This is a genomic window from Paenibacillus sp. UASWS1643 (genome assembly GCF_008693195.1).
Lineage (GTDB): Bacteria > Bacillota > Bacilli > Paenibacillales > Paenibacillaceae > Paenibacillus > Paenibacillus amylolyticus_B.
This window is the reverse complement of sequence record NZ_VXKZ01000089.1, coordinates 43,538-68,655: the sequence shown is the minus strand read 5'-3', so window position 1 is coordinate 68,655 and position 25,118 is coordinate 43,538. Positions and strand designations below refer to the sequence as shown.

Below are 25,118 nucleotides of genomic sequence, written 5' to 3'. Positions count from 1 at the left end.
AACACGACCGTTAAGCCCTCTAGCGCCGATGGTACTTGGACCGCAGGGTCCTGGGAGAGTAGGACGCCGCCAAGCAAAGAACCACTGCCGATGTTATTCGGTGGTGGTTTTTATTTGTTTATAAGAATTAAATATGATAAGCGGAAGCTCTGACATGATCGATATTGGAAGGTAACATTTTTGTTACGGATAACAGCAGCAAAACCAGTATAATAGGACTATGTTAAATATGCTAAAAGTACCTGACCACAGAGCTGGAATGTGCAGCTGTGAAAAGGAGGGTGTGTGTGTTAAGTTGGCGGAGACTTGGACTACAATCATTTCTGTTGCTTTGTTTAACCGTTGTTCTGGCAGGATGCGGTGAAGCATCAGGATCTGTATGGACTTCATATGAAGGTGCGGTGAACGAGAAGAGTTTTCCGGTGCCTAAAGTAGCGAATAAATCTGACCAGTCTGAAAATAATTCGGATATGGATTATGTTCGATATACGCTGTCTGGTATTAGTGAGAGTACTAGCTTGCCTGAGGTATATCTAGACGAGATTAAAAGCTGGGGTTGGACAGAGAGGCAAGCCAAGGGTACATCCAATGAATCCAGTACCTTGCGTGTATTTGCAAAGGAAGGACATACTGTGCATTTAGCAGTACATGATGGTTCCTTTACACTAATGGTTCCTAGAAATGATGCTACTCAAACGACAGTTAAATCATTGGCTGAAGACGATTGAACTGTTGCGGGTAAGGTTGTATATGATTAATTAACGTTGTGATGTTCCTTATAATATAGTAAAGCTCCCATGTACTTGATTGGGGGCTTTTTGTTATTTAGCGAAGTAGGTTTTAGTAATGATGGGAGAAGCTATCACGTATGGTGGATCAGAGGTCATAAAGGTACAGAAGGGATGGAGTTGTTTCTTTCGTATATGTATAGGTGGTATGTGTGCTTGAAGCATAGGGAAGTGTAAAGCGCTAAAAGTAGAGGGGGAGAGATATATGTTGGATAGAGGTATTGAGGTAATGAAAGACTGATGGAAAGCAGCTAGAAGACAGATAGAGCTCAGAGTGAGCAATAGATTTGCTCAAAGGTGTAAGATCTACGAGATATCTGGGGTATGAAGATATGGAACAGCTGGAGGAGAAGAGGAGAAGAACGGAACCACGAGTGGGGATAACTCATTTTACCATACCCATACTGTGGATAAGGGATAAGACGGGGACGACAAATAAAGGTTATCCACAGTGGATAACCTTTATTTAAGCATGTGAGGCTGAGTCAATTGAACGATACAACGATCATGTTTTTGTATCAGATTATTCGAAGGGCTCAGCGGTTATGTATTACAGGTAAGTGAGGTACATTGAGTATTGCATAAATGAGGGAGCGTTATTGCAGATAGTATGAGACATCTTGTTCATTCAATTTGATGAGTCCATCTTTGCGCTCACGGGAGAGGACCATTACAACATATAAGCGAGGGCCCAGCAACCACAAATGCCAGAAGATCAGCGAGAGGGTGAAGGACAATGGCGACCATATCAAACATACTGTAATGATACACAGCCCAATCCAGCTCATGTTAAGGTGTACCCGTACAAACATACGGAAGCTAAAATGCTGATCAGGGATATAACCTAACCAGGGCATACGCATATTCCACCGCCAGCGTTTGGCGTAAGAGGTACGGACCAGAAGTAATATGGTTCTGGCGATGACATAATGAATCCAGATGGTGATTGGACCTGCCAGTACAAAAAAGAAGAGGCCAGTCCAGGAGAATGCGAGTAGATTGAATAAGAGCATGATGACCGGCAGACACAGATAGCTGTAAATGACACTGCGGGCGATAGCCTTTTTTTTCAGGAGCCGGTATTGATAAAATGTTGCTTTATTCTCCGGTTCGGCGATCATACGATTATATATCCTCCTTCGGATTCACGTTTGTGTGGGGTAGATATTCGTTTTTCCTACACGAGTAAAAGGGAATGAATCATGCATGTATGTATATGAACCTTGTATCTCACGCCATGACGATTGTACAAGATATTGAGATTCGACGGAGCTTATCTCAGTATACTCCCGAATACACGGACTGTCAGGCTTTGATATCGTTATCATGTATTATATATCGGCTGGGATTCCAAGTTTTTTTAAGGAAATTGAATATAAGTTTGAGTCAGACCAATAGATACGTGATGTAGAGGTAAATGTGATGGAATGTAGGATAACTGTACATACATAAGCAGGTGAATGTTCTTGTAGGGAGAATGATTGTATTTTTCGGTACAGACACCCAAGAGGGGGTGGGCGAATATATATATTTTATAGAAAGAAAGCACTATGAAAATGTTTAAAATAATAGAAACTGTGCAATACTGATAGTAAACGTAAAACAAGGTGGGATGGTTCATGGAAGAACATGCCGAACACACATGTATTATCTGCGAGCAAAGAAAAAGAGAAGGCATTTTTATTGTATCTGAATTCATATGTGACACTTGTGAAGCAGAAATGGTTCATACCGATGCGCAGGATGCCAAGTACAATTATTTTATTCATCAAATGAAGCAAATTTGGGTACAAAAAAACGCATAATGAATGTTGCTAATAGAAGTAGAAGCGAAACATCGCATTGCAATGATGCTGATGTGTATAGAGGCCCAATGGGCCTTTTTCTGTTTTTGAGAGAAGAGATTGTCTTGTTTGCCATCTTGGGAAGGCGTATGCTGATATAATGGTATAGATCATTTGCAGTAGAGCGTGTGGAAATGGGGAAGAAGGGCGTCCCTAGATTAGGAAGCATTTTGGAGCGCATAGGGCGCACATTATATATGTACAGGATGGTTATTTCATGAAACATAAAAATAAATCAAGTAGAGCCCCTTTATATGAAGCGTTGCTTGCGTATCGTGATTCGAAGCAACGTTCTTTTCATGTGCCTGGGCATAAGAATGGACAAGCTTACCGACATTTGCTGGAACAAGCAGAAGCAGGGCAATCTCCAGCTAAGGATATCGTTAATGAGGAACAACAGCACGGAGTGATTCAGAGCGATGCAGGAGGAAACGTTAACCGAAGGATAGAGCAATTCAGTTCAGTGGAGGAACAGGGGGCTGACATGGCGAGTGGGGAACGACTTAGCGATGAAGGGGCTCATTCGGAAATAGGATTGGTGCCGGATCGTTCATTCCTGGAGATGATGGAGATGGATGTTACGGAGATTATTGGCACCGATGATTTGCATCATCCGGAAGGTGTGATCCAGGAAGCACAGGAGCTTGCGGCAGATTGTTTTGGAGCGGAGGAGAGTTTCTTCCTTGTGGGAGGCAGTACGGCAGGTAATTTGTCTCTATTGCTAACTGTGTGTGATGAGCCAAACAGTATTGTGCTGGTGCAACGGAATGTGCACAAATCCGTTATTCACGGGTTGATGCTTGCCGGCGCAAGAGCTGTATTTCTGGAGCCATGGGTCGATCCTGCGTCTGGACTTGCTGTCATGCCGTCGGTGGAGACGGTGCAGGCTGCTGTCCAGGCCTATCCTGAGGCAAAGGGCGTGTTGGTCACTTTGCCCAATTACTACGGCATGGGCGCTGATCTGACGCCCATAGCCGAGGTATGCCACGCCGCTGGCATGCCATTGCTCGTGGATGAAGCGCATGCCGCGCATTATGGGCAGCATCCGGAGCTGCCTGTCTCTGCACTGTCATGCGGAGCAGACGGTGTCGTGCAGTCGACACATAAGATGCTGACGGCCTTCACCATGGGTGCCATGCTGCACATTCAGGGAACACGGTTAAACCGTTCCCTGTTAAGACAGCGCCTGGCCATGGTGCAAAGCTCAAGCCCATCATACCCCGTGATGGCTTCGCTTGATCTGGCGCGCCGGCTGCTGCACGTGCAGGGCGCGGACACATTCACGGCGGGATTCGCCGCCGTGAATGCTTTTAAGCGCGGCCTCGCGGAGCTGCCGCGCTTCCAGTTGCTGCAGCCTGCACAGCCGCTGCAGCCAGAACCGCCAGCCGGAACAGCGAAGCCGGCTGGCATGTCCGTGTCCGCTGCGCAGCAGACACGGGAGGGCCTGACCGCGGCGGCGATGCCATCTGCCGCGGGGTATACCGCTCAGGACCCATTCAAGGCCGTCATCTATGACGGCACAGGGGTGCTGAGCGGTTATGGGCTACAGCAGCAGCTGGAAGCATGCGGCTGTGTGCCTGAGATGAGCGACGAACGGTACGTCGTCTTGCTCTTCAGCCTGGGCTCAACGGTGCAAGATGCTCAGCACCTGTTGCAATCTTTACACCATATCAGCTCTGCCGATGGGCATGAGCAGATCCAATCCAATGCAGAGCCATCGCAACAGATTGCGAAAGGTTCGGCCCATTATATTTCCACGTGGAACAATTTACAAGAAAATAATTGCTACTCGGAACCAATCTCCTTTACACTGCAACCGATTGTGGAGACGGATACGATCAATGTCCCGATAGAAGAAAGTGCGGGTTGTCGATCAGCCGAGATGGTTATTCCATACCCTCCAGGGATACCGCTTGTATATTCTGGTGAACGTATTAGTACATCGATGGTGGCTCGTATACAACTCCTTCGGGATGAGGGTGCAAAGTTTCATGGGGTATTCGATGCATCTCTACAGTCATTGAGGGTCATGAAGGATTGAAGAACAGATAAAAAGCTGAATTGCATTCACCAATAGGTAGGTAATATGACCAATACGGATAGCGATACCGGACCCTACACATGTGAGGGTCTCTTGGTCATTAATCTAGTTGATAGGGTGTGTTTTCAAACTCAGGCATGCAATACGTCGAAGGATGTCAGACTCCAACATCTTGAAGTCAAGGATTGCTTATCCTGGCGAATTGTCCAGACGATTTTCCAAGGAACCGAGGACGTCTTATTTAGCCTTCGAGTCCTTCTTTTATTTTGTAAGGAACCTGAGACACGTTATTAACCAAATTCACCTAACAAACACGCTGTAAACGGCTGGTTATTCCAATATAGCCTGTTTCAGATTCCTTAGATTGCTGCGAGCACTTCAAATTCGCTGAATAGGACGTCACAGGGTCGATAGCGCTCCGCTCCGTGCCCTACTCCAGACACGTTCAGTTTGAAGACACGCTCTAGTTCAACTTACAAAGATAGACATAAGAAAGAAGGGAACACTTTGGGTATTCCGCTAAAAAAATATACAGGAATAGTCCTGCAAGTTTTGTTGATGTACGGTTTTTACTGGATTGGCAACTTCATTCAAACTCTATTACATCTGCCGTTAACAGGAAGTATTGTGGGTATGCTGGTTTTGTTTATTGCCATTCAACTGGGATGGGTCAAAATGAGCTGGGGAGAAGAAGGGTCAACTTGGCTTCAATCCCATTTGCAATTATTGTTCATTCCACCTACTGTGGGCATCATTAATCATTTTGATTTTTTTAGAGCTAACACATTATTATTAGTTCTTGGTTTGATTGTCAGCACATTAATCACATGTCTGATATCTGCCAAATTAAGTGAGTGGCTCATGATATGGAGATCGTCTCATTCAGGCAAAAAGGAGGCGATCACTTGTCAGCATTCATCCTCGGAATTGGAATGATCGCGCTAACCATCGCTGTATACATTCCAGCCACTCGTCTATATAAAAGGCTGAGATGGCCAATACTTATGCCTGTACTCACAACGACTGCCACACTGATCCTGATTTTGGTGATTTCCGGCATAAAGCTGGATACGTACATGTTGGGTGGGAAATGGATACAGGAGCTTTTGGGCCCAGCAGTTGTATCTCTCGCTTTTCCCTTATCCAGACATCTGCATGTGCTGAAGCAAAATATCATTCCAATTGTGGGTGGGACAATCGGAGGCAGTATTACAGGTGTCTCCACAGGGGCTTTGATCGCCATTCTGCTTGGCTATCCTCAAGAGATGGTCATCGCTTTATTGCCAAAATCAGTGACAACTCCTGTGGCTATTCAACTTGCTAATCAGGTTGGAGGGAATGCCTCATTCACATCGCTGTTTGTGATGATTGCAGGATTCTCAGGGATATTATTGGGGCCGATGCTCTTGAAATGGGCCAAAGTCCGCAGTAAACATGCCTATGGGATTGGACTGGGTTCAGCATCTCATGCCCTCGGCATGGCAAGGTCTTTTGAATATGGAGAGAATACGGTAGCCCTCAGTTCAGTTTCCATGATTGTCAGTGCCATTGCCGGATCAATTATGCTTCCATTATGGGTATGGATTATCTACGGTTGAACGCTTTACTTTGTTGTTCATGTTGGAGTAACCGCTGACCTATAGTATTATAGAAAGAAACAAGCTTGTATGATCTTGGTGTTATTAAAACGTACCGATATAGCTGTAGCTATACACCTCTGGGCGGGGGATATCATATCTTGTAGCAAGAGGGTCTAAGCATATTCAATTACAGCAGCAATAGATGCAATTATCGACATAGAAAGCAGGGAAGCATATGCAGGGCAGAGGTAAATTCATTACGCTGGAAGGGGGAGAGGGTTCCGGTAAAACAACGATGATCGGTAGAATAGGTTCTTATTTTGAAGAACGGGGTATACCTTACGTAGTTACGCGAGAGCCTGGCGGAATAGAGATTGCGGAGAAAATACGTTCAATTATTCTGGACCCTCTTCATACGGCAATGGATGCTCGAACCGAAGCGCTATTGTATGCAGCTGCACGCAGCCAGCATCTGGCGGAGAAAGTAGAGCCTGCGCTGAGAGCTGGAAAAGCGGTCATCTGTGACCGATTTGTCGATAGCAGTCTGGTCTATCAAGGATACGCCCGTGGACTCGGGATAGAGAATGTATGGGCCATAAATCGTTTTGCGATTGGTGATCTCATGCCGGATGTGACCTTATATCTGGACATTGAGCCTGAAGTGGGGCTTGCCCGGATCGATTCTCATGATGGCCGCGAAGTGAACCGTCTGGATCTGGAAAATCTGGAGTTTCACCGTAAAGTGCGAGAGGGTTACTTCCTATTAAAAGAGCAGTTCCCGGAACGAATCAGAGTTATCGATGCTTCCATGAAGCAGGAGGATGTCTTGGCAGCAATGATTTTGTCGCTGGAGACAGGGATTTTGAAGGATTTTGACGAGTAATTGTCTAATATATAGACAGGGCATTTGATAAAGGTGCTTATTCTAAAGGAGGTTATGCAGGATGAAACTGATTGTTGCGATTATACAGGATAAAGACAGCAACCGATTATCCAGCGCATTGGTCAAAGCAAACTTTCGGGCAACGAAGCTTGCCAGTACGGGCGGATTTTTGAAGGCAGGCAACACGACGTTTATGATCGGTGTCGATGATGGTCAAGTCGAATCCGTAATGAACGTCATTCGCAGCAGCTGTAAGGTTCGTGAACAGCTCGTGACTCCGGTCACACCAATGAGTGGAACAACCGACTCTTACCTGCCGCTACCTGTTGAAGTTCAAGTAGGCGGAGCTACTGTATTTGTTCTCCCGGTAGATCGCTTCGAACATTTCTAATTTAAACGTTTTGCATGGAACCCATGAGGGTCTTTCATGATCAATAGCATGTTGGAAACGATGGATGCAAGCAGATTTAAAAGAAGTTCGTGTGTGCCACTTATGGAACCGCCTTTCTTGATCAGAAGAATTGGCACACTCTTTCCGAATGAACATTTTCTAGCTGGGGAATGCTCATTCGGAAAGAGGTTGACTACAAACAACAAGTCCTTAATGGTGATGTATATCTACCATTTATATAGAGTGTGATCAGCATATATAGAAGCCTCATCCTCACGCACAGGCGCAACGCGCACTGTGCTGATGGGCGATTAGCTAACTTTGATAGAAAGCGGGCGTATCCATGAAAATCAATCCTGGATTCAGACCGATTCAGAGCGGGATCAGTTCAACTGATTCAGGTTCCAAACCGGTTCAATCCAAAAATTTCTCTGATATGATGAATCACCAGGGGGAACGGGCCTCACAAGCTGAACTGAATCGCCGGTTTAGTGAAATCCAGCTTCAGGGCGATCGCTTGGCACGTTCCATGACGATTCGTGAACTGAAGGCGTATAAGCAACTTGTTAAAAGGTTCCTGGAAGAGACCGTTCGTCGCGGTGTATCCATGAAAGAGACAAGGGGTTGGGATCGTCGTGGCAGAGGCAAGCGTTATAAGCTGATTGATGAAATTGACTCCGCTCTGTTATCCATGGCTGATGAACTGCTGGATACAGAAGAAGGAAAAATCTCTCTATTACAACAAGTAGGCGAAATTCGGGGGATGCTTATTAATTTAAGCTTCTGAGGAGGAAGTATGTCCTTTCAACAGATTATGGGTCAACAAGCGGCCAAGCAAATGTTACAAAGTAGTTTGAGACGTCATGCAATAAGCCATGCGTATTTGTTTAGCGGTCCAGCTGGTAGTGGGCAACGGAAGACGGCAATTACCTTTGCCAAGGCAATATTCTGTACAGAGCTTGAAGATGACGCTTGTGGGCAGTGTCTTGAATGCCGTAAGGTAGATCATGGTAACCATCCGGATCTAACCATGCTTGCGCCAGATGGAAACAACATTAAAATAGATCAAATCCGGGATCTGCAGCGTATTTTTTCATACCGATCAGAGGCAGGACATCCCAAAGTATATATTATAGAACAAGCCGAGAAAATGACGGTGCAGGCAGCAAACAGTTTGCTCAAATTTCTGGAGGAACCGCAGGTACCAGCAGTCGGCATCCTGATTACAGATAATGGACAGGCCATGTTGCCAACGATCCGCTCACGCTCCCAATTGGTGCCGTTCAGCGCACTGAATCCGGAAGAGATGCTGCAATCCCTGATCGAGGAAGGGCACCCTGCCAATCTGGCTCGCTCTGCCGTCCATTTAGCGTCAGGATTGGAAGCATGTAGAGAAATTCTCCAGCAGAATTGGTTTGCAGAAATTAGAAACGTAATGTTACAATTAGGGAAGGAGTCCCTGGGTAGAGGAAGTACATCATTGATCTCTGCACAGCAGAAGCTTTTTAAAACCGGACTCTCTGAACATCTGGACATGTTGCTTAGTTTGTTCCATCTATGGTTTAGGGACATGCTGTATGTTCAGTACGATAGGCATGAACATATCGTTTTTATAGATCAGTTAGACATGTTATCTCAGTTGGCACATACCCGCAGCACAGAGCAGTGGGTCTCCTATATGGATATGGCCGCAGCATGCAGAAAAAAATTGCGTTTCAACGTCAATGGCCAGCTTTGTCTGGAGCAATTTTTGATCGGTTTGGCATAAGACTGGGAGAGGGCAGAGTAAGCTCCAATCATATGCAAACGGTTATAACTTCGGCCGGTTCCCTAAGAAGACGGGGCTTCAGACGAAGTGGGGTTGGCTTACAAGGGGGTTAATTTTTTGTACAGTGTAGTGGGTGTCCGTTTCAAAAAAGCGGGCAAAATTTATTACTTCGATCCCCTGGACCTTCCCATTGAGAAAGAAAACTGCGTTATCGTGGAGACAGCGCGGGGGGTTGAGTACGGTAAGGTTGTCGTAGGTAAGAAGGAAGTGGGCGAGTCCGATGTGGTGTTGCCGCTGAAGAAAGTCATCCGCGTTGCGGGCGAGACAGATGCCCGTGTGGTTGATGAGAACAAGCGTGCAGCCAAAGAAGCATTCGGTACTTGTTTAAATAAAATCAAAGACCATGGCCTCAAAATGAAGCTGGTCGATGTGGAATTTACGTTTGATCGCAATAAAATTATATTTTATTTTACAGCTGAAGGAAGAGTTGATTTCCGGGAGCTGGTCAAGGATCTGGCAAGCATATTCCGGACACGAATCGAGCTGAGACAGATTGGTGTACGTGATGAAGCGAAGATGCTTGGCGGAATCGGACCTTGCGGCCGTGTGTTGTGTTGTTCTTCCTGGCTGGGAGACTTTGAGCCAGTATCAATCAAGATGGCTAAAGATCAGAGCCTGTCACTGAATCCGACGAAAATTTCAGGGTTGTGCGGAAGACTCATGTGCTGTCTGAAATTTGAGCATGATAACTATGAAAGTGTGAGAGAAGAACTGCCAGCTGTAGGCAAATTGGTCGTCACCTCATTGGGTGAAGGAAAAGTTGTCGGAATTAATGCCGGTAGCCGCACAGTCCATGTTCAACTGTTCGACATCAGTAAAGTCAAAGAACTTCCGCTGGATGACGTCGTTATCAAGTAAACCATAAAGGTTGCTTCGGGGTGGAAACTTGGAAAAGAAAAATCTGTTTACGCACATTCATGAAATGGAAACCCAACTGGGTCAGTTGCACGGTGATTTAGGAGAGTTAAAAATGATTGTGAAGGAGCTGCTTGAGGATAATCAGCGGCTTACCATCGAGAATGAGCAGTTACGCAAACTGCTCAAACGTGAGGCTCCGGCAGATCTGCCGATCTCCTCAGCACTCGCTCCTGTAGCAAGGCCAGCAGGTCCGGCTACAGGCGAGGATGTTGTGGGTGAAGGGTATGATAATCTGGCTCGGTTGTATCACGAAGGCTTCCATATCTGCAACGTCTATTATGGACATTTGCGGACGGAAGGCGATTGTCTGTTCTGCCTGTCTTTTTTGAATAAATGAAGTGACCGTAGGGATCCCCTACGGTTTTTTTTCAAGGTTATAAACCTAAACTAAACGAACATGAGATATAGAGTACCGGAGGATGAGCGTAACATATGAAAGCAAATGAAGTTGTGTTACATGAGTCAGAGCGGATTGATGATCTGCTCTCTCATGATTTGAGAATTATTCAAAGTGATGAAGTGTTTAGTTTTTCGATGGATGCCGTATTATTAGCCCGATTTGCTTCCGTACCTAAACGGGGTCGTGTACTTGATTTGTGTACAGGTAACGGGGTCGTTCCCATTTTGCTTACAACGCGTACGCAGGCTAGTTTGGAAGGGATCGAGATTCAACCACGCTTGGCTGATATGGCGCGTCGCAGTGTGCAATTAAATACACTGGATGAGTCGATTATGATTCGTGAAGGCGATTTGCGAGAACTGGTGAAGGAAACAGGACATGCTGTATACGATGCAATAACGGTTAATCCTCCATACATGCCTCTGAATGGCAGTGATCTTAAAATGAACACACATCAGGCAATGGCACGTCATGAGATCGGATGTACTCTGGAAGAAGTGATACAAGCTTGCAGTCGACTTGTACGTAATGGCGGCAAAGTATCGATGGTTCATCGTCCACAGCGCCTTGCAGAGATTATCTCGCTCATGCGCGAATATAAGCTGGAACCTAAACGGATTCGGATGGTACATCCCCGTGCTCATCTGGAAGCCAACATGGTGTTAATTGAAGGAATGAAAGATGGTAAACCGGAAGTAAGGATGCTTCCTCCACTCATTGTCTACAATGAGGAGGGGAAATACTGCGAAGAGATTATGGATATTTACTATGGTCAGCAACATGCTGAGCGTACTACGAAAGGAGGGCTTTAGATGACTTTGCATATTCAGAAAAGCTATGCGGAGCAGCCTGAAGGATCAGGCAAGCTATATCTGGTTGGAACACCCATTGGTAATCTGGAGGATATGACCTTCCGAGCCATCAAGACATTGCAGAGTTGTGACATCATTGCAGCAGAAGATACACGCCAGACCCGAAAGCTGCTTACCCATTTTGAAATTACACCTTCGATTCTGTTTAGTTATCATGAGCATAATAAGGGGGCGAGTGGACCTGAACTGATACGCTATATAATAGAAGGAAAAAATTTGGCACTTGTCAGCGATGCCGGTTTGCCAGCTATTTCGGACCCTGGTTCGGACCTTGTACAGCTTGCACTGGAGGCCGGAATAACGGTCATTCCCATCCCTGGACCCAACGCTGCGTTGTCTGCTCTGATCGTGTCCGGATTACCGACCGAGCGTTTTACATTCGGCGGTTTTTTGCCGCGGGAGAAAAAGGATATGCGAAAAGTGCTGGAGGCTTTTGACGAATCCAACGGGACTTTGTTATTTTATGAATCGCCTCACCGTATTCGGAAAACATTAGTCCACCTCGAAGAAATTCTGGGTGATCGCTCGATTGTCCTGGCTCGTGAACTAACCAAGCGTCATGAGGAATTCGCAAGGGGCACCGTGAAGGAATGTATAGACTGGCTTGAAGAACATCCGCCTCTTGGCGAGTACTGTTTGCTGGTAGAAGGCATTAAGGAAGAGGAGCGTAAGGCTGAGCGCGAAGCATGGTGGCAGCTCATGTCACTCGCGGATCATGTCAGCCATTATGAGAGTGAAGGACATAACCGCAAAGATGCAATGAAAAAAACGGCTACCGATCGCGGTCTGACGAAACGGGATGTATATAATGCATTAATCGAGTAGTAATCTAACCAAATATCTTCTGTTGTGGGGAACATAACCTGAAAAGAAGCTTATATCCAACCTTAGTGGAATATTAAAAAGAGCAGAGTGGCTCAAAAAAAATTCCAAACAAATTTCATTCTCTTCTAGGCAAAAAAAATACCTTCCGCGGTGGGGTTCACACCGGGAAGGTCATTAAGGAATATTAAAAAGGTTAGAAATAACAATTTAGATAAGTCCAGTATACCTGGTTTTTCTTATTTTGTCACAGGTGCAGGGATTTCGGAAATACATTCGTTACAAACAATTTTACCTTTGAAGTAAGTAACGTTCTCTGCATTACCACAGAAGATACAAGCAGGCTCGTATTTTTTCAACATGATGCGCTCGCCGTCAACGTAGATTTCCAGAGCATCTTTTTCACCAATACCAAGCGTACGGCGCAATTCGATTGGAATAACTACCCGTCCCAGTTCGTCCACTTTTCTTACAATACCTGTTGATTTCATCATTATAATCAGTGCTCCTCTCAGCTAACTATCATTGTCATTATTCGACATTATTTTATGTTTTATGATACTCATCATACCAACGATTCCCAAATCAGTCAACCTTAAAATTAGCTTAAAATTAAGGCTGTTTTTCACAAGGTTACTGGTGGTAAGGGATTGGAAGCTGTTTTTCGCATTTAAACCTCAATGTCAGCTTTGTCGATTTGGAAAACGACAAAACTACTTAATTCGACAAAGTTCGTCATATAGTGTCGAATCTTAGGTGAATCGTAGAACTCAAAGCATTAATATAAAAGAAATTAAAGGAGTGAGTCGACATGGAACAACGTTTAACGGAAGAGAAAGTATTCAAAGATCCGGTACATAATTATATCCACGTGCAAGATCCGGTTATATGGCAGTTAATTAACACCCCGGAATTTCAGCGTTTACGCCGGATTCGTCAGCTGGGTACTTCTTACCTTACATTTCACGGAGCAGAGCATAGTCGGTTCTCACATTCACTAGGTGTTTATGAAATCACACGCAAGATCATATCTCAATTTGAAAGAAGTCATTATTCGGATTGGCCGAAGGAAGAAAAGATTGTAGCTCTGTGTGCAGCTCTACTTCATGATCTCGGGCATGGGCCATTCTCTCACTCCATTGAGGAGGCTTTTGACATGAATCACGAAGATTGGACTTGTCGCATTATTACAGGTGATACCGAAGTAGGGGCGATCTTAAGACGGTATGCTCCTGATTTTCCTGAGAAAGTAGCGTCTGTCATTCAAAAAACGTATGAAAAGCCGATTGTGGTGAACTTGGTGACCAGTCCGCTTGATGCAGACCGAATGGACTATTTGCTCAGGGATGCCTATTTTACAGGTGTAAATTACGGCACGATTGACCTTGATCGTATCCTTCGGATGCTGCGTCCTTATCATGGGCGGATTGTAGTCAAGGAGTCAGGCATGCATGCTGTGGAGGATTACCTCATGTCTCGGTATCAGATGTATTGGCAGATTTACTTCCATCCGGTAACTCGTAGTTCTGAAATTATATTGCGGCAAATATTCAAGCGAGCAAAAACACTCATACAGCATGGTTTTCAATTTCGCTTCATGATTGATCCACTCCCTCAATTATTTGCAGGAGAATTATCTGTAGATGAATATTTGCAGTTGGATGAAGCATTAATCCAGACGGCATTTACGCAGTGGCGCAAGGAGGACGATACTGTTCTGAGTGAGTTATGCGAACGTTTTATGGATCGCAAGTTATATAAGTATGTAGAGCTCGAACAGGTCGACTTGACAATGATGGAAGAGATTCGGGAAGCTTTTGCACAGGCAGGCCTTGATCCCGAATATGATCTTGAAATTGATTTTCCTTCGGATAATCCGTATGATGTGTTTCGTCCGGATGAATCCACAGATAAGCAGATTCTTCTTCTGGATCGACAGGACAATTTACGTGAGTTGTCAGAAGTATCTGACATTGTCCGTTCTATCAGTGGGCTTCACCGAGGGAAACATCATTTGTATTACCCGCAAAACAAGGTGGATGCGATTATTCACGAATTACCGTCACATATACGCCCCTATTTCTTGTAATCGTGTGGATATAATCCGATGAAGAATTTCGATATCAAAACACTTTCTAAAAGAGCTATTTTTCATGATACAGTAATCTGCTTTAATGGGGAGTATATGTAGATCGACATAATTATGTAAATGCAAGTAGGCAAAAATAGCACAATCAGCAATATATAGATCAGAATATCCGTATATCTTCTATATATTGTAGTTGTGAAGAAACAAACGTAATGATGTAATACACAGATACCCAAAATCTTTTATGTATGAGTCATTGAATTATTGAATTTTACAAATTGGATTTTGAAAAAGAAGATAGTCGATATTTCGACATGAAGGGAGATACAGACATGATGCTGTTCGACACACATACACATCTGGATGCACCACAATTCGACGAGGACCGCGAGGACATGATTCAGCGTGCTGTGGATGCAGGAGTTGGTCGCATGATCAACATTGGTTTTAACCGGGAGACGATTCCAACCACAATGAAACTCGCTGAAACATATGACTTTATATATGCAGCTGTAGGGTGGCATCCCGTAGATGCGATCACAATGCAGGAGGGCGATTTGGAGTGGATTGCATCTTTATGCAAGCATGAAAAAGTGGTTGCGATCGGTGAGATTGGTTTGGATTATCACTGGGATACTTCACCAAAGGAAATACAGCATCGCGTATTACGACAACAAATTGCTTTGGCGCGTGAAGTAAACATGCCGATTGTCATCCATAATCGGGATGCACATGAGGATATCATAAGAATTTTGCGTGAAGAGAAAGCGGGTGAGGTTGGCGGTGTGATGCACTCGTTCTCGGGCAGCTGGGAAACAGCCAAAAGTTGTCTCGATATGGGCTTCCATCTCTCCTTCGGAGGACCGATCACATTCAAAAATGCAAAGCAGCCAAAAGAGGTGCTGGCAAAGGTTCCTATGGACCGGTTTTTCATTGAAACAGATGCTCCATATTTGACACCTCACCCTTATCGTGGAAAGCGAAATGAGACAGCGCATGTACGTCTGGTTGCAGAGGCAGCTGCGGAAATTAAAGGCATTTCGGTGGAGGAAATTGCTGCAATAACAACCAAAAATGCCATGGAACGATTTGGAATTCGTTAAAAAAACGAGCAAATGGGGCGAAAAAGGCAGGTAAGCGGAGGTAATTTGCCCTTTGATCCAAATAAATCAAGAATATTACAATATTTTAACCAAATATTCAGAAAAACGTACTTGATCAACGCTTTACAACATGCATCAAAACAGGATATCATCTTTTCAGTGAATTGTTGTGCGGAAAATTGGACAGATGTTCGGGGGATGAACAAAGGGACACTTTCCGATGAAACAACATTACTTTCATGAATCAGTCTCGCTGAGTCTCCGTTAACGGAGAGCGGGGGAACCAATAGGGCTTAAACATCGGTGTATTTGGCCGATGCGCAACGTTCGCTGACCCAAAAGCAGCGAAGGGAACTGCGAAGCCGTATTTGATTTCTTCTTTGGGTCTCGGGGTGAATTCAAGGGCGTCCGCCATGAGCGGGTGACCCAAGATAGGGCGGCTCTCTTTCGCCCGAACCCGACAGCTAACCTCGCAAGCGGAAAAAGAGAGGCAACCTCGTGCATGAATTTCCGATATTCAAAATCATTCGGAAGCCACGAAAGAGTTCCTCTTACACTCTTTCTTTGGCTTTTTTGTTTTTGAATAAAAGAAATATTGTCATCATACGGTAGGTATTCAGGAGGATGACATCATGTTGCGAAGATTGATTCATGGTGCAGAACCGGATTATGTTGGTCCAATCTGTGTTCTGTAGAAAATTTGGTATAGTCACGTCAAAGACATCATGCATTACTTTAGACGGCGAGGCTATGAAGGAGGACGGAGAAGTGGGCACATTCCAACCAGAAGAGACCCATGAGTCACGATCATCCAGTAAGTCTTTCGCGTTGCGGTGGAAGCATGAGAACATGCGTCAAATGGCATTGATCGCGATTTTCTCAATTGCGCTTACAATCATGATCTTGTTAGTCGTTTACGGTCAGGCCGGGAAACAAATTTCACTGGTTATTGATGGCAAAGCTCAGGTGGTAGAGACTCGTACAGGAATGCTTCAGGAAATGCTGGAGGAGCAGTCGATCACAGTCAGCCCTCACGATAAGGTATCCATGTCCATGAATGGAGCGATTACAGATGGAGACCGAATCGTTATTGAGCGGGCCGTTCCAGTTAACATTACGGCAGACGGAGACACCAAGACTCTGTATACAACGGATTCATCGGTAGAAGATGCAATTCAAAAATCAGGTATTCAAGTTGAAAGTAATGATAAAGTATATCCGGCGCTTGGAACTTCGATCAAAGCGGATATGAAGATTCGTGTAGTGCGCGTAACAAAGCGTACAGTGGATGTAGAACATCCGATCGCTTACAAAGTCATTAAAACGGCTGACCCTAGCTTGTACAAAGGAGATAACCGTGTCGTTGTGAACGGCAAAGAAGGCAAACTTGTACAGCACATCGAAAAGGTATTTCAGGATGGAGAATTGGTCTCCAAAAAAATGGTCGGCAAATCTGTCGCGAATAATCGTGTAGATAAAGTGATTGCTGTCGGCACCAAAGCAAAACCGGTCGTGAAAGAACCAGAGATTCAGACCGTATCAGCTCAGACTTCAACAACCAAAAAGGCTACAACAACGAACTCGAAGAAAACATCTGCCTCGGGCAGCAAAGTGATTACCGTATCCGGGACTTCTTTTAAATACTCCAAAGTACTTAAAAATGTATCCATGACTGCCTACTCTTCCGAAGAGCCTGGCATTGGAACTAAAACAGCTTCCGGTACTCGTGTAACGGAAGGACGCACCATTGCGGTTGATCCCAAAGTCATTCCAATTGGCTGGTGGGTATATATCGAAGGTCTGGGATTCCGTCGTGCGGAAGATACAGGCGGTGCCATTAAAGGCAACAAAATTGATGTGTATTATGACAGTGTGAAGCATGCCCTGAATTTTGGACGCAAGAAAGGCAAGACGGTCTACGTGATCGGTCCGGTGAAGCCGGAAGCGAACTAAAATCGTTTTACTTTGAAATGGGAATGCTATAAAATAGTTGCATGAATGATTCATGCGGAATATGCGGCGGAGGAGTCTGAATTTAGTCTCCCCCGCCGTTTGGCAGAGAAGAGGATATTCCTCTTCTTTTTGCGTTAGAAAGGAAGAAATGGAACATGATAAAAGAAGTCATTGTGGTGGAAGGCCGTGACGATACGGTAGCCATCCGTCGGGCCGTGGAAGCCGATACCATAGAAACAGGTGGATCAGCCATCAACCAACGCATTCTGAAGCGGATTGCGCTTGCTCAGGAGAGACGGGGAGTCATTGTACTGACAGATCCGGATCATGCTGGCGAGCGCATTCGTAAAATCATTGCGAATAAGGTGCCTGGCTGCAAACATGCTTTCATTCCGGAAGCCGATGCCACACGCAAAGGGGATATTGGGGTGGAGAATGCCTCACCGGAGGCGATCCGTCATGCTCTGGCACGCGTACATACTTCATACGAAGGCGCTCCTAGCCTGATCGATTGGGAGGACCTGATCGCGGCAGGACTTATTGTGCATCCGCAGGCTGCTGCACGTCGCATGGAGATGGGCAATCTGCTGGGTATCGGATATTGTAACGGTAAGCAGTTCCACAAACGTCTCGGTGTATTTCAGATTACACGGGAAGAGTTCTCTACAGCATTAGCGCAAATTGAACGTGAAGGATTGTGAGCATATGAAGGACATGGAAGAGACGATAGAAATTGCAACCCCCAAGCGAACCAAAGAAATTATTCAAAGACACGGATTCTCATTTAAGAAAAGTCTGGGTCAGAACTTTCTGATCGATCAAAATATACTGAACAAAATCGTTAATGCAGCCGATTTAGACGAGTCCAAGGGTGCACTGGAGATCGGTCCGGGTATTGGAGCCCTTACGGAACGACTCGCTCGGGTAGCTGGTCCTGTCACAGCCGTAGAGATTGATCAGCGCTTGATCCCAATCCTGGGAGAAGTGATGCAGCCTTATTCGAATGTACGTGTTCATCATGGGGACGTGCTGAAGCTTGATCTGGCTGAGTTGTTTAATACGGATTTTGCATCCGTGGACAAAGTCAGTGTCGTGGCTAATCTGCCTTATTATGTAACGACTCCAATCATGATGAAACTGTTGGAAGAGAAGCTGCCGGTAGACAGCATTGTTGTCATGATCCAAAAAGAAGTGGCTGAACGCATGGCTGCTGCACCGGGATCAAAAGACTACGGCAGTCTGAGCATTGCAGTTCAGTACTACAGTATGCCGGAGCTTGTGTGTATTGTGCCTCCTACAGTCTTCATTCCGCAACCTAATGTGGAATCAGCTGTTATTAAGCTGAAAGTGCGTGAGCAACCGCCAGTGGAGATTCCGGATGAAGCACACTACTTCGAAGTGGTACAGGCTTCTTTTGCCCAGCGGAGAAAAACAATCTCAAACAACTTGAAGGCACGCTTCTTCACAAAGGAGAACCGGGAACAGGCAGACATTCTGCTGGAGCAGGCAGGTATTCAACCGTCCCGACGCGGAGAGACATTGAGTCTGCAGGAGTACGCTACACTCAGCACCGTAATGTGGGAAGCAGGGGTACGTGCAGCGCTGTAAAATTTGAATGAACCAAACCGGGTCTCTGCCCATACGATGGGGTAGAGGTGATTACGTTGATGAATATCGGAGACTTGGTCGTTCGGAAGTCATACGGTGGCGATGTGACTTTTCGGGTGGAAGGCCTCCAGTTGGATGCTGCGGTCATTAAAGGGACTGAGTTCCGGCTGCTTGCCGATTCCCCAGTGGACGATTTGATACAGGTTCCCTATGAACCGCAAAGCGCCAAGACCAGACAGGCGCATGTTAAAGCACATCAGACCCTGTCCCGCCTGCAGCAGAATCGTATGGAACAGGCTGAGCGGAATCGCGAAGGTCTGGTACAGGATTGGTCTGCTCAGCAGGAACCGGCTTATTTTGAGATGCCTGGGAAGGTGCTTCATCTGGATGGAGATCCGAACTATTTGAAAAAAAGTATGGATCTCTATGAGCAACTTCGTGTTCCCGCAGAGGGACAATATGTTCATGAATCGGCAATGGCAGATACCTTATACCGTTTATTACCCAAAGTACGTCCAGATATCGTGGTCATTACGGGTCATGATGGGGTGCTAAAGACACGTCAGCCCTATGACTTATATAGTCTTGGTAGCTACAAGAACTCGCAAAATTTTGTGTCGGCCATTCAGGTGGCCAGACAATATGAACGCCATCTGGATGCACTCACTATTGTGGCAGGGGCCTGTCAGTCCCATTTTGAGGCCCTGTTGCGCGCTGGAGCAAACTTTGCCAGTTCTCCAGGCAGAATTCTCATTCATGCACTTGATCCGGTCTATGTGGCAGCCAAGGCCTCCTTCACATCTGTGCGTGATACGGTCAATATGAGTGATGTTCTGCACAATACCATCAGTGGTAGCCAGGGTGTGGGTGGTGTCGAGACACGGGGGAGTTACCGGGTAGGTCTGCCTGGGCTGAATGATTTATCTACGTTAAAAGTGAACCCGTCGGCAGTCTGATGTAGGCCATTTAAAGTCCCAATTTGGGGCTTTTTTTGTTTGCAAAAAAATTCATTGACAACAACTTTTTGATGCTGATATAATAATTAGTTTTGATTTGACAATGACTGTAAAATCCGGTATAATGGACAAGAAAAGAGGTGGTCGTCGACAATGGCTAAAAACACGCTGTTGGATATCAAACGCAATCTCGATGCACATATTGGTCAGAAAATTATGTTGCGGGCTAATGGTGGCCGCCGTAAGACCATTGAGCGTACGGGTGTATTGGAAGAAACGTACCCTTCTGTTTTTATTGTTAAGCTTGATGAGGAGCAAGAAACCTTCAAGCGAGTATCTTATAGTTATGCGGATATACTTACGGAGTCGGTGGAAGTCATGGTTTATGACCCGGGCAGCCAGACGCATAGCTCCTATATGGAGACGTAAGTATCGATTTACAGGCGATTCGCCCCACAAGGCGGATTGCTTTTTTGTTTTTTTAAACACCAATTCGTCCTCTAACGTAACCCATACATACTCAGGAATGAGCGAGGAACAGTCGCGGCATACTATATGGACAGGTGAAGGGACAGTTTCTTAAAGCAATGCAGGAAACTGAATATAGCCTGATGACAAGATGTCCAAAACGTGAACGAACTCATCACATTATGAAGGATACTTTGGAGGAGGATGGTTCATGAGTCGCAGAAGAAGAAGTGTCATGTCAGAGGATCTGAAGAATGAGCTTGCGAAAGACCTTGGCTTCTATGATACGGTCCAACAGGAAGGCTGGGGTGGAATCAAAGCCAAGGATGCAGGAAACATGGTGAAAAGAGCCATTCAACTTGCTGAGCAGGCTGCCCGCAAATCTTAATTCGGTTCAAACAGACTGAAAAGCGGGGAAATCCGTCAGGAACAACCCCGCTTTTTCCCCTTAGATGCGGAATAGAAATGACTTGACAGCCCCATTTTGATATAATATGTTAAGTTGTCTTAGGGAAAAGGTGAGGACGGGTGAACGCCTTGAAAATTTACGAAAAAGCGCCTGCTAAAATTAATTTGATGCTGGACGTTTTACATAAAAGAAGCGATGGATTCCATGAAGTTGAAATGATCATGACCATGGTCGATCTGGCTGATCGGCTGGAAATGTCGGAGCTGCCGCGAGATACCATTTTCATCTCCAGTCAGGCGGGTTATATTCCGCTGGACGAGAAGAATCTGGCTTTCCAAGCAGCCAGACTCATTAAGGAGCGCTATAACGTGCGTACGGGCGTCCATATTCATCTGGATAAAAAGATTCCAGTAGCAGCTGGACTTGCCGGGGGCAGCAGTGATGCAGCAGCAGCGCTGCGTGGATTGAACCGTCTGTGGCGGTTGAATATACCGGATCACGAGCTGCAGGAGCTTGGAGCTGAACTTGGGTCGGATGTTCCATTCTGTATCACAGGAGGGACTGCACTTGCTACAGGCCGTGGTGAGAAGTTAACTCCCATTCCTACTCCGCCGCAATGCTGGGTGATTCTGGCCAAACCTCCGATCAATGTGTCTACAGCCGATGTGTACGGACGGTTCCGCAGTGACAAGATTGTTCGTCATCCGAGTGCGGCTAAAATGGAGCAGGCTATTCGTAACCAATCATTTACGGAAGTATGTAACCAGATGGGCAATGTACTTGAAGATGTAACGTTGAAACTGTATCCGGAAGTTCAGCATCTGAAGGATGCCATGATTCGATTGGGTGCAGACGGCGTGTTAATGTCCGGTAGCGGTCCAACGGTATTTGGTCTGGTCTCCAAAGAATCAAAGGTTGCCCGGATATACAATGGTCTGCGTGGTTTCTGTAAAGAAGTGTACGCTGTACGTATGTTGACGTGAAATTCGCTTTTATAATGTACAAACACGTATAAAGGTGGTATATTTTTAAATAATTATTCGGATTTGGATGTTTCCGTGATCGTGAGGATGGATCTCTGTGAAGAAGTTAAAACGAAGCGCAAGGCTGGTTGAAATGACGCAATACTTATTGTCCAGACCGCATACGGTTATTCCGCTGACCACTTTTGCCGAACGTTATGGTGCCGCAAAGTCTTCAATTAGTGAAGATTTGGCTATTATCAAGGAAGTGTTCGAAGAAGGTGGGTCAGGAGAACTGCATACACTGGCTGGAGCAGCCGGGGGAGTAAGATGGATTCCGAAGGTATCCCGAGAACTGGCACTGGCATTTGCGGAGCGGCTCTCGACCCAGCTCGCGCAACCTGATCGGATCTTGCCTGGAGAATACCTGTACATGTCCGATTTGCTTGGTCAGCCCGCATTGATGAATGAAGCCGGCAAGATTTTTGCAACAGCCTTTGGCAATATGAATATTGATGTGGTTATGACGGTAGAAACCAAAGGAATTCCACTGGCTTATGCGACCGGAGCCCAGCTCAACCTGCCTGTCGTGCTCGTACGCAGGGACCATCAGGCTACAGAAGGATCGGCCGTAAGTATCAATTATGTATCCGGGTCCCATAAAAGTCTGCATACCATGTCCCTGTCTCGTAGGGCGATGCGTGAGCATTCCAGAGTACTTATTGTGGATGACTTCATGAAGGCCGGGGGTACGGTGCAAGGAATGATCGATCTTTTGGCCGAGTTTAATGCTACAGTTGCGGGGGTAGGGGTACTGGTGGAATCTGGTTCTGTAGATTCAGAAGAACGTCTGCTAACAGATTACGTATCTCTGGCGAAACTTACAGCGGTTGATGCCAAGAGCAGACAGATTTCCGTCAAGCCTGGCAACTATTTTGACCTGTAGAAAGATGACGAATGTTATGTCGTTAAAGGGTCTTTTCCATCGACCTGGCATGAACGTTGTCGAATTGTGTATTAAATAAAAAAATTCCTGAAATTAGGAAATTTTTGTGGTTATAAAAAGAAGGAGTTCGTATATGCTGTGTGGAATTATACACCAAGTTCTGATGGAAAAAGGTGGTGAACACACACATGCAAATTACGGATGTCAGACTCCGCCGTGTTAACTCGGAGGGGAGAATGAAGGCTATCGCATCCATTACCATCGATAACGAATTCGTCGTTCATGACATTCGTGTCATTGATGGTAACAACGGAATGTTTGTTGCAATGCCGAGCAAGCGTACTCCTGATGGAGAGTTCCGTGATATCGCCCACCCGATCTCTTCCGGTACGCGTGAGAAGATTCAGGCAGCAGTTTTGACTGAATACGATCGTGCGGCAACTGAGGAAGAAGTCATTGAAGAAGGTGCCTGAGAACATTATTGGGGTTCGAAGGAAAAGAGAGCCATGTCTTATGGCTCTCTTTTCTTTTTGACCGGAATAAGATATATTCAGTATTGAGTTTATTAGCAGAGAACAAAAAGCGCATCGTGCGCTTGGTGGCAGGGCGGCATCTTAGGAATCATTGGGATTCGGTTAAGCTCGCAGGTACACGGCGTATACATATAGGTCACGATTCGTTGGTGTCCGCGTTGTTACGTGTGATTACAGAGACAGCAGGCGATGAACAGGACCGGCTTGAAGCCGGCTGAACGATACTCATTGGATATAGATCAGCAATGCATTTCAATGGGATTTTCAGAACAGGAGGTCGTTAATTTTGAAACGAATGGCAATCGTTCTTGCCGCAGGGCAAGGAAAACGAATGAAATCAAAATTGTACAAAGTACTGCATCCCGTATGCGGTAAACCTATGGTTGGACATGTGCTGGATGCAGCACTCAGCGCAGGCGTTGAACGCAGTGTAGTTGTCGTCGGTCATGGTGCCGAAGCGGTGCAGTCATTTTTGGGTTCCAGAGCGGAGTATGCACTTCAGGCGGAACAACTGGGTACAGGTCATGCAGTGAAGCAGGTTAAATCTTTGCTTGGCGGAGAGACAGGTTCTACAATTGTGGTCTGTGGAGATACACCGCTTGTGACCAGTGAGACGTTGGAAGGTCTGATGAAGTTGCATGAGAGCAGCGGAGCAGCAGCAACAGTTCTTACGGCTCAGTTGGACAATCCCAAAGGTTATGGCCGCGTTATTCGCGGAGAAGATGGATCTGTACAACGGATTGTGGAACAAAAGGATTGCACAGAGCAGGAAGATGCTGTGAAAGAGATTAACACGGGCACATACTGTTTCGATAATGCAAAATTGTTCGCTGCCCTGGGAAAAGTGACGAACCAGAACGCTCAGGGAGAGTATTATCTCACAGACGTGGTTGGCATTTTCCGCAATGATGGAGAAGTGGTTGAAGCTTACATGTCGGATGACATCGCAGAATCCATCGGGGTTAACGACCGACTTGCACTTTCGCAAGCCGAAGCCTTCATGCGTGAGCGTCTTGCCGTACGCCATATGTTGAATGGTGTGACAATCATTGATCCGTCATCGACATATATCGGAGCGGATGTTACGATTGGATCAGATACAGTTTTGTATCCGGGGACGATCCTCAAAGGCACAACTTCCATCGGTGAAGCATGTCATATTGGTCCTCAGGCAGATGTGGAAGACAGCGTTATTCAGGACGGAGTTACAATTAAACATTCGGTAGTATCCAATGCCGAGGTTGGTTCTGATGCAACGGTAGGTCCATTTGCTAACTTGCGTCCAGGGACTAAGCTGGGTCGCAACGTAAAAATCGGTGACTTTGTTGAAGTGAAAAATGCTACAATTGATGAAGGTTCCAAAGTATCTCATCTCAGCTATATTGGAGATGCCATAGTAGGGAAAAACGTAAATGTTGGATGTGGGGCAATAACTGTCAATTATGATGGTTATAATAAAGCTGTGACAACGATTGAAGATGATGCTTTTGTAGGCAGCAACGTCAATCTGATTGCACCGATTACGGTAGGAAAAGGCGCTTATGTGGTTGCTGGTTCCACCGTTACCCATTCCGTTCCCGAGAATGATCTGGCCATTGCTCGTCCACGTCAGGAGAATAAACCTGGTTATGCGGAGAAGATTCGCGGACGTGCCAAAGCCAAGAAACAAAATGCCAAACCCCAATAAGGGGTTTTGATAACAAGATTGCCTCCCGAAGATCGGG

General features: G+C 45.7%; 28 protein-coding genes, 1 rRNA gene and 1 riboswitch. Of the genes, 27 read left to right on the top strand and 2 right to left on the bottom strand.

Translation table 11 applies throughout. The features are described 5' to 3' along the window. Positions 1–75: ribosomal RNA gene (gene rrf, locus FE296_RS34200) — 5S ribosomal RNA — on the top strand; the annotation flags it as partial. A 212-nt stretch (positions 76–287) separates the two neighbouring features. Beyond that, positions 288–728 carry a hypothetical protein gene (locus FE296_RS02790; RefSeq protein ID WP_017691399.1) on the top strand — a complete coding sequence of 147 codons (441 nt, stop codon included), beginning with the start codon at positions 288–290 and terminating at the stop codon, positions 726–728. 656 nt (positions 729–1,384) lie between these two features. Here the strand turns inward: FE296_RS02790 and FE296_RS02785 are convergent. After that, complete coding sequence (locus FE296_RS02785) at positions 1,385–1,909, bottom strand: hypothetical protein (RefSeq protein ID WP_036606136.1); 525 nt, start codon at positions 1,907–1,909, stop codon at positions 1,385–1,387. Positions 1,910–2,407: 498 nt separating this feature from the next. Here FE296_RS02785 and FE296_RS02780 point away from each other — a divergent pair, with 498 nt between their 5' ends. From FE296_RS02780 to rsmI, 12 genes are all read left to right on the top strand, one after another. Beyond that, entirely contained in the window at positions 2,408–2,593 is a 186-nt protein-coding gene (locus tag FE296_RS02780; RefSeq protein WP_017691396.1) for a sigma factor G inhibitor Gin, read from the top strand. Between the two features lie 256 nt (positions 2,594–2,849). Then, on the top strand, positions 2,850–4,673 hold the full coding sequence (locus FE296_RS02775; RefSeq protein ID WP_150364166.1) for an aminotransferase class I/II-fold pyridoxal phosphate-dependent enzyme: 1,824 nt from the start codon (positions 2,850–2,852) through the stop codon (positions 4,671–4,673). A 507-nt stretch (positions 4,674–5,180) separates the two neighbouring features. After that, entirely contained in the window at positions 5,181–5,609 is a 429-nt protein-coding gene (locus FE296_RS02770) for a CidA/LrgA family protein (protein WP_124118792.1), read from the top strand. Further along, entirely contained in the window at positions 5,579–6,271 is a 693-nt protein-coding gene (locus FE296_RS02765; protein ID WP_150364165.1) for an LrgB family protein, read from the top strand. The genes FE296_RS02770 and FE296_RS02765 overlap by 31 nt, the downstream gene beginning before the upstream one ends. Before the next feature lie 217 nt (positions 6,272–6,488). Beyond that, positions 6,489–7,136 carry a dTMP kinase gene (tmk, locus tag FE296_RS02760; protein WP_150364164.1) on the top strand — a complete coding sequence of 216 codons (648 nt, stop codon included), beginning with the start codon at positions 6,489–6,491 and terminating at the stop codon, positions 7,134–7,136. 61 nt (positions 7,137–7,197) lie between these two features. Further along, positions 7,198–7,527, top strand: a complete 330-nt coding sequence (locus FE296_RS02755; protein WP_017691391.1) for a cyclic-di-AMP receptor — start codon at positions 7,198–7,200, stop codon at positions 7,525–7,527. Between the two features lie 343 nt (positions 7,528–7,870). Continuing rightward, a complete protein-coding gene (locus FE296_RS02750; protein ID WP_017691389.1) occupies positions 7,871–8,314 on the top strand; it encodes a YaaR family protein in 444 nt (147 codons plus the stop codon). A gap of 9 nt (positions 8,315–8,323) precedes the next feature. Further along, entirely contained in the window at positions 8,324–9,295 is a 972-nt protein-coding gene (gene holB, locus FE296_RS02745) for a DNA polymerase III subunit delta' (RefSeq protein ID WP_076216771.1), read from the top strand. Positions 9,296–9,412: 117 nt separating this feature from the next. Then, a complete protein-coding gene (locus FE296_RS02740; RefSeq protein WP_053778939.1) occupies positions 9,413–10,213 on the top strand; it encodes a PSP1 domain-containing protein in 801 nt (266 codons plus the stop codon). A 28-nt stretch (positions 10,214–10,241) separates the two neighbouring features. Continuing rightward, the gene (gene yabA, locus FE296_RS02735; protein WP_017691386.1) at positions 10,242–10,610 is read left to right on the top strand and encodes a DNA replication initiation control protein YabA; all 369 of its coding nucleotides are present in this window, start codon (positions 10,242–10,244) and stop codon (positions 10,608–10,610) included. Positions 10,611–10,705: 95 nt separating this feature from the next. Then, on the top strand, positions 10,706–11,485 hold the full coding sequence (locus FE296_RS02730; protein WP_124118795.1) for a tRNA1(Val) (adenine(37)-N6)-methyltransferase: 780 nt from the start codon (positions 10,706–10,708) through the stop codon (positions 11,483–11,485). Beyond that, the gene (gene rsmI / locus FE296_RS02725; RefSeq protein WP_150364163.1) at positions 11,486–12,370 is read left to right on the top strand and encodes a 16S rRNA (cytidine(1402)-2'-O)-methyltransferase; all 885 of its coding nucleotides are present in this window, start codon (positions 11,486–11,488) and stop codon (positions 12,368–12,370) included. Between the two features lie 236 nt (positions 12,371–12,606). Here the strand turns inward: rsmI and FE296_RS02720 are convergent, their stop codons facing one another. Further along, positions 12,607–12,861 carry an AbrB/MazE/SpoVT family DNA-binding domain-containing protein gene (locus FE296_RS02720; protein ID WP_024633700.1) on the bottom strand — a complete coding sequence of 85 codons (255 nt, stop codon included), beginning with the start codon at positions 12,859–12,861 and terminating at the stop codon, positions 12,607–12,609. Between the two features lie 317 nt (positions 12,862–13,178). On the opposite strand from FE296_RS02720, the gene FE296_RS02715 reads away from it, so the two are divergent. The 13 genes from FE296_RS02715 to glmU all read left to right on the top strand — a co-directional run bounded on the left by FE296_RS02715 (position 13,179) and on the right by glmU (position 25,081). Beyond that, positions 13,179–14,456: an HD domain-containing protein gene (locus FE296_RS02715; RefSeq protein ID WP_124118797.1), complete on the top strand. Its 1,278-nt coding sequence runs from the start codon at positions 13,179–13,181 to the stop codon at positions 14,454–14,456. Between the two features lie 332 nt (positions 14,457–14,788). Next, positions 14,789–15,559, top strand: a complete 771-nt coding sequence (locus FE296_RS02710; RefSeq protein WP_190945000.1) for a TatD family hydrolase — start codon at positions 14,789–14,791, stop codon at positions 15,557–15,559. Between the two features lie 241 nt (positions 15,560–15,800). Further along, positions 15,801–16,054: riboswitch (cyclic di-AMP (ydaO/yuaA leader) on the top strand. Between the two features lie 273 nt (positions 16,055–16,327). Further along, positions 16,328–17,512, top strand: a complete 1,185-nt coding sequence (locus FE296_RS02705; RefSeq protein WP_124118798.1) for a resuscitation-promoting factor — start codon at positions 16,328–16,330, stop codon at positions 17,510–17,512. A 155-nt stretch (positions 17,513–17,667) separates the two neighbouring features. After that, positions 17,668–18,213 (top strand): ribonuclease M5, encoded by a 546-nt coding sequence (rnmV, locus tag FE296_RS02700; protein ID WP_150364162.1) that lies wholly within the window; start codon positions 17,668–17,670, stop codon positions 18,211–18,213. A gap of 4 nt (positions 18,214–18,217) precedes the next feature. Next, a complete protein-coding gene (rsmA, locus tag FE296_RS02695; protein WP_272907837.1) occupies positions 18,218–19,120 on the top strand; it encodes a 16S rRNA (adenine(1518)-N(6)/adenine(1519)-N(6))-dimethyltransferase RsmA in 903 nt (300 codons plus the stop codon). Between the two features lie 59 nt (positions 19,121–19,179). After that, positions 19,180–20,076, top strand: a complete 897-nt coding sequence (gene yabG, locus FE296_RS02690; RefSeq protein ID WP_091018332.1) for a sporulation peptidase YabG — start codon at positions 19,180–19,182, stop codon at positions 20,074–20,076. 153 nt (positions 20,077–20,229) lie between these two features. Beyond that, entirely contained in the window at positions 20,230–20,505 is a 276-nt protein-coding gene (gene veg / locus FE296_RS02685) for a biofilm formation stimulator Veg (RefSeq protein ID WP_017691376.1), read from the top strand. Positions 20,506–20,755: 250 nt separating this feature from the next. Continuing rightward, entirely contained in the window at positions 20,756–20,932 is a 177-nt protein-coding gene (locus tag FE296_RS02680) for a small, acid-soluble spore protein, alpha/beta type (protein WP_017691375.1), read from the top strand. Between the two features lie 149 nt (positions 20,933–21,081). After that, positions 21,082–21,936, top strand: coding sequence for a 4-(cytidine 5'-diphospho)-2-C-methyl-D-erythritol kinase (gene ispE, locus FE296_RS02675; protein WP_150364161.1), 855 nt, complete (start codon positions 21,082–21,084; stop codon positions 21,934–21,936). A 97-nt stretch (positions 21,937–22,033) separates the two neighbouring features. Beyond that, positions 22,034–22,861 carry a pur operon repressor gene (gene purR / locus FE296_RS02670; RefSeq protein WP_017691373.1) on the top strand — a complete coding sequence of 276 codons (828 nt, stop codon included), beginning with the start codon at positions 22,034–22,036 and terminating at the stop codon, positions 22,859–22,861. Between the two features lie 188 nt (positions 22,862–23,049). After that, on the top strand, positions 23,050–23,334 hold the full coding sequence (gene spoVG, locus FE296_RS02665; protein WP_017691372.1) for a septation regulator SpoVG: 285 nt from the start codon (positions 23,050–23,052) through the stop codon (positions 23,332–23,334). A gap of 83 nt (positions 23,335–23,417) precedes the next feature. Next, a complete protein-coding gene (locus tag FE296_RS02660) occupies positions 23,418–23,612 on the top strand; it encodes a hypothetical protein (RefSeq protein WP_124118801.1) in 195 nt (64 codons plus the stop codon). A 77-nt stretch (positions 23,613–23,689) separates the two neighbouring features. Then, a complete protein-coding gene (gene glmU, locus FE296_RS02655; protein ID WP_411860554.1) occupies positions 23,690–25,081 on the top strand; it encodes a bifunctional UDP-N-acetylglucosamine diphosphorylase/glucosamine-1-phosphate N-acetyltransferase GlmU in 1,392 nt (463 codons plus the stop codon). Positions 25,082–25,118 lie beyond the last annotated feature (37 nt).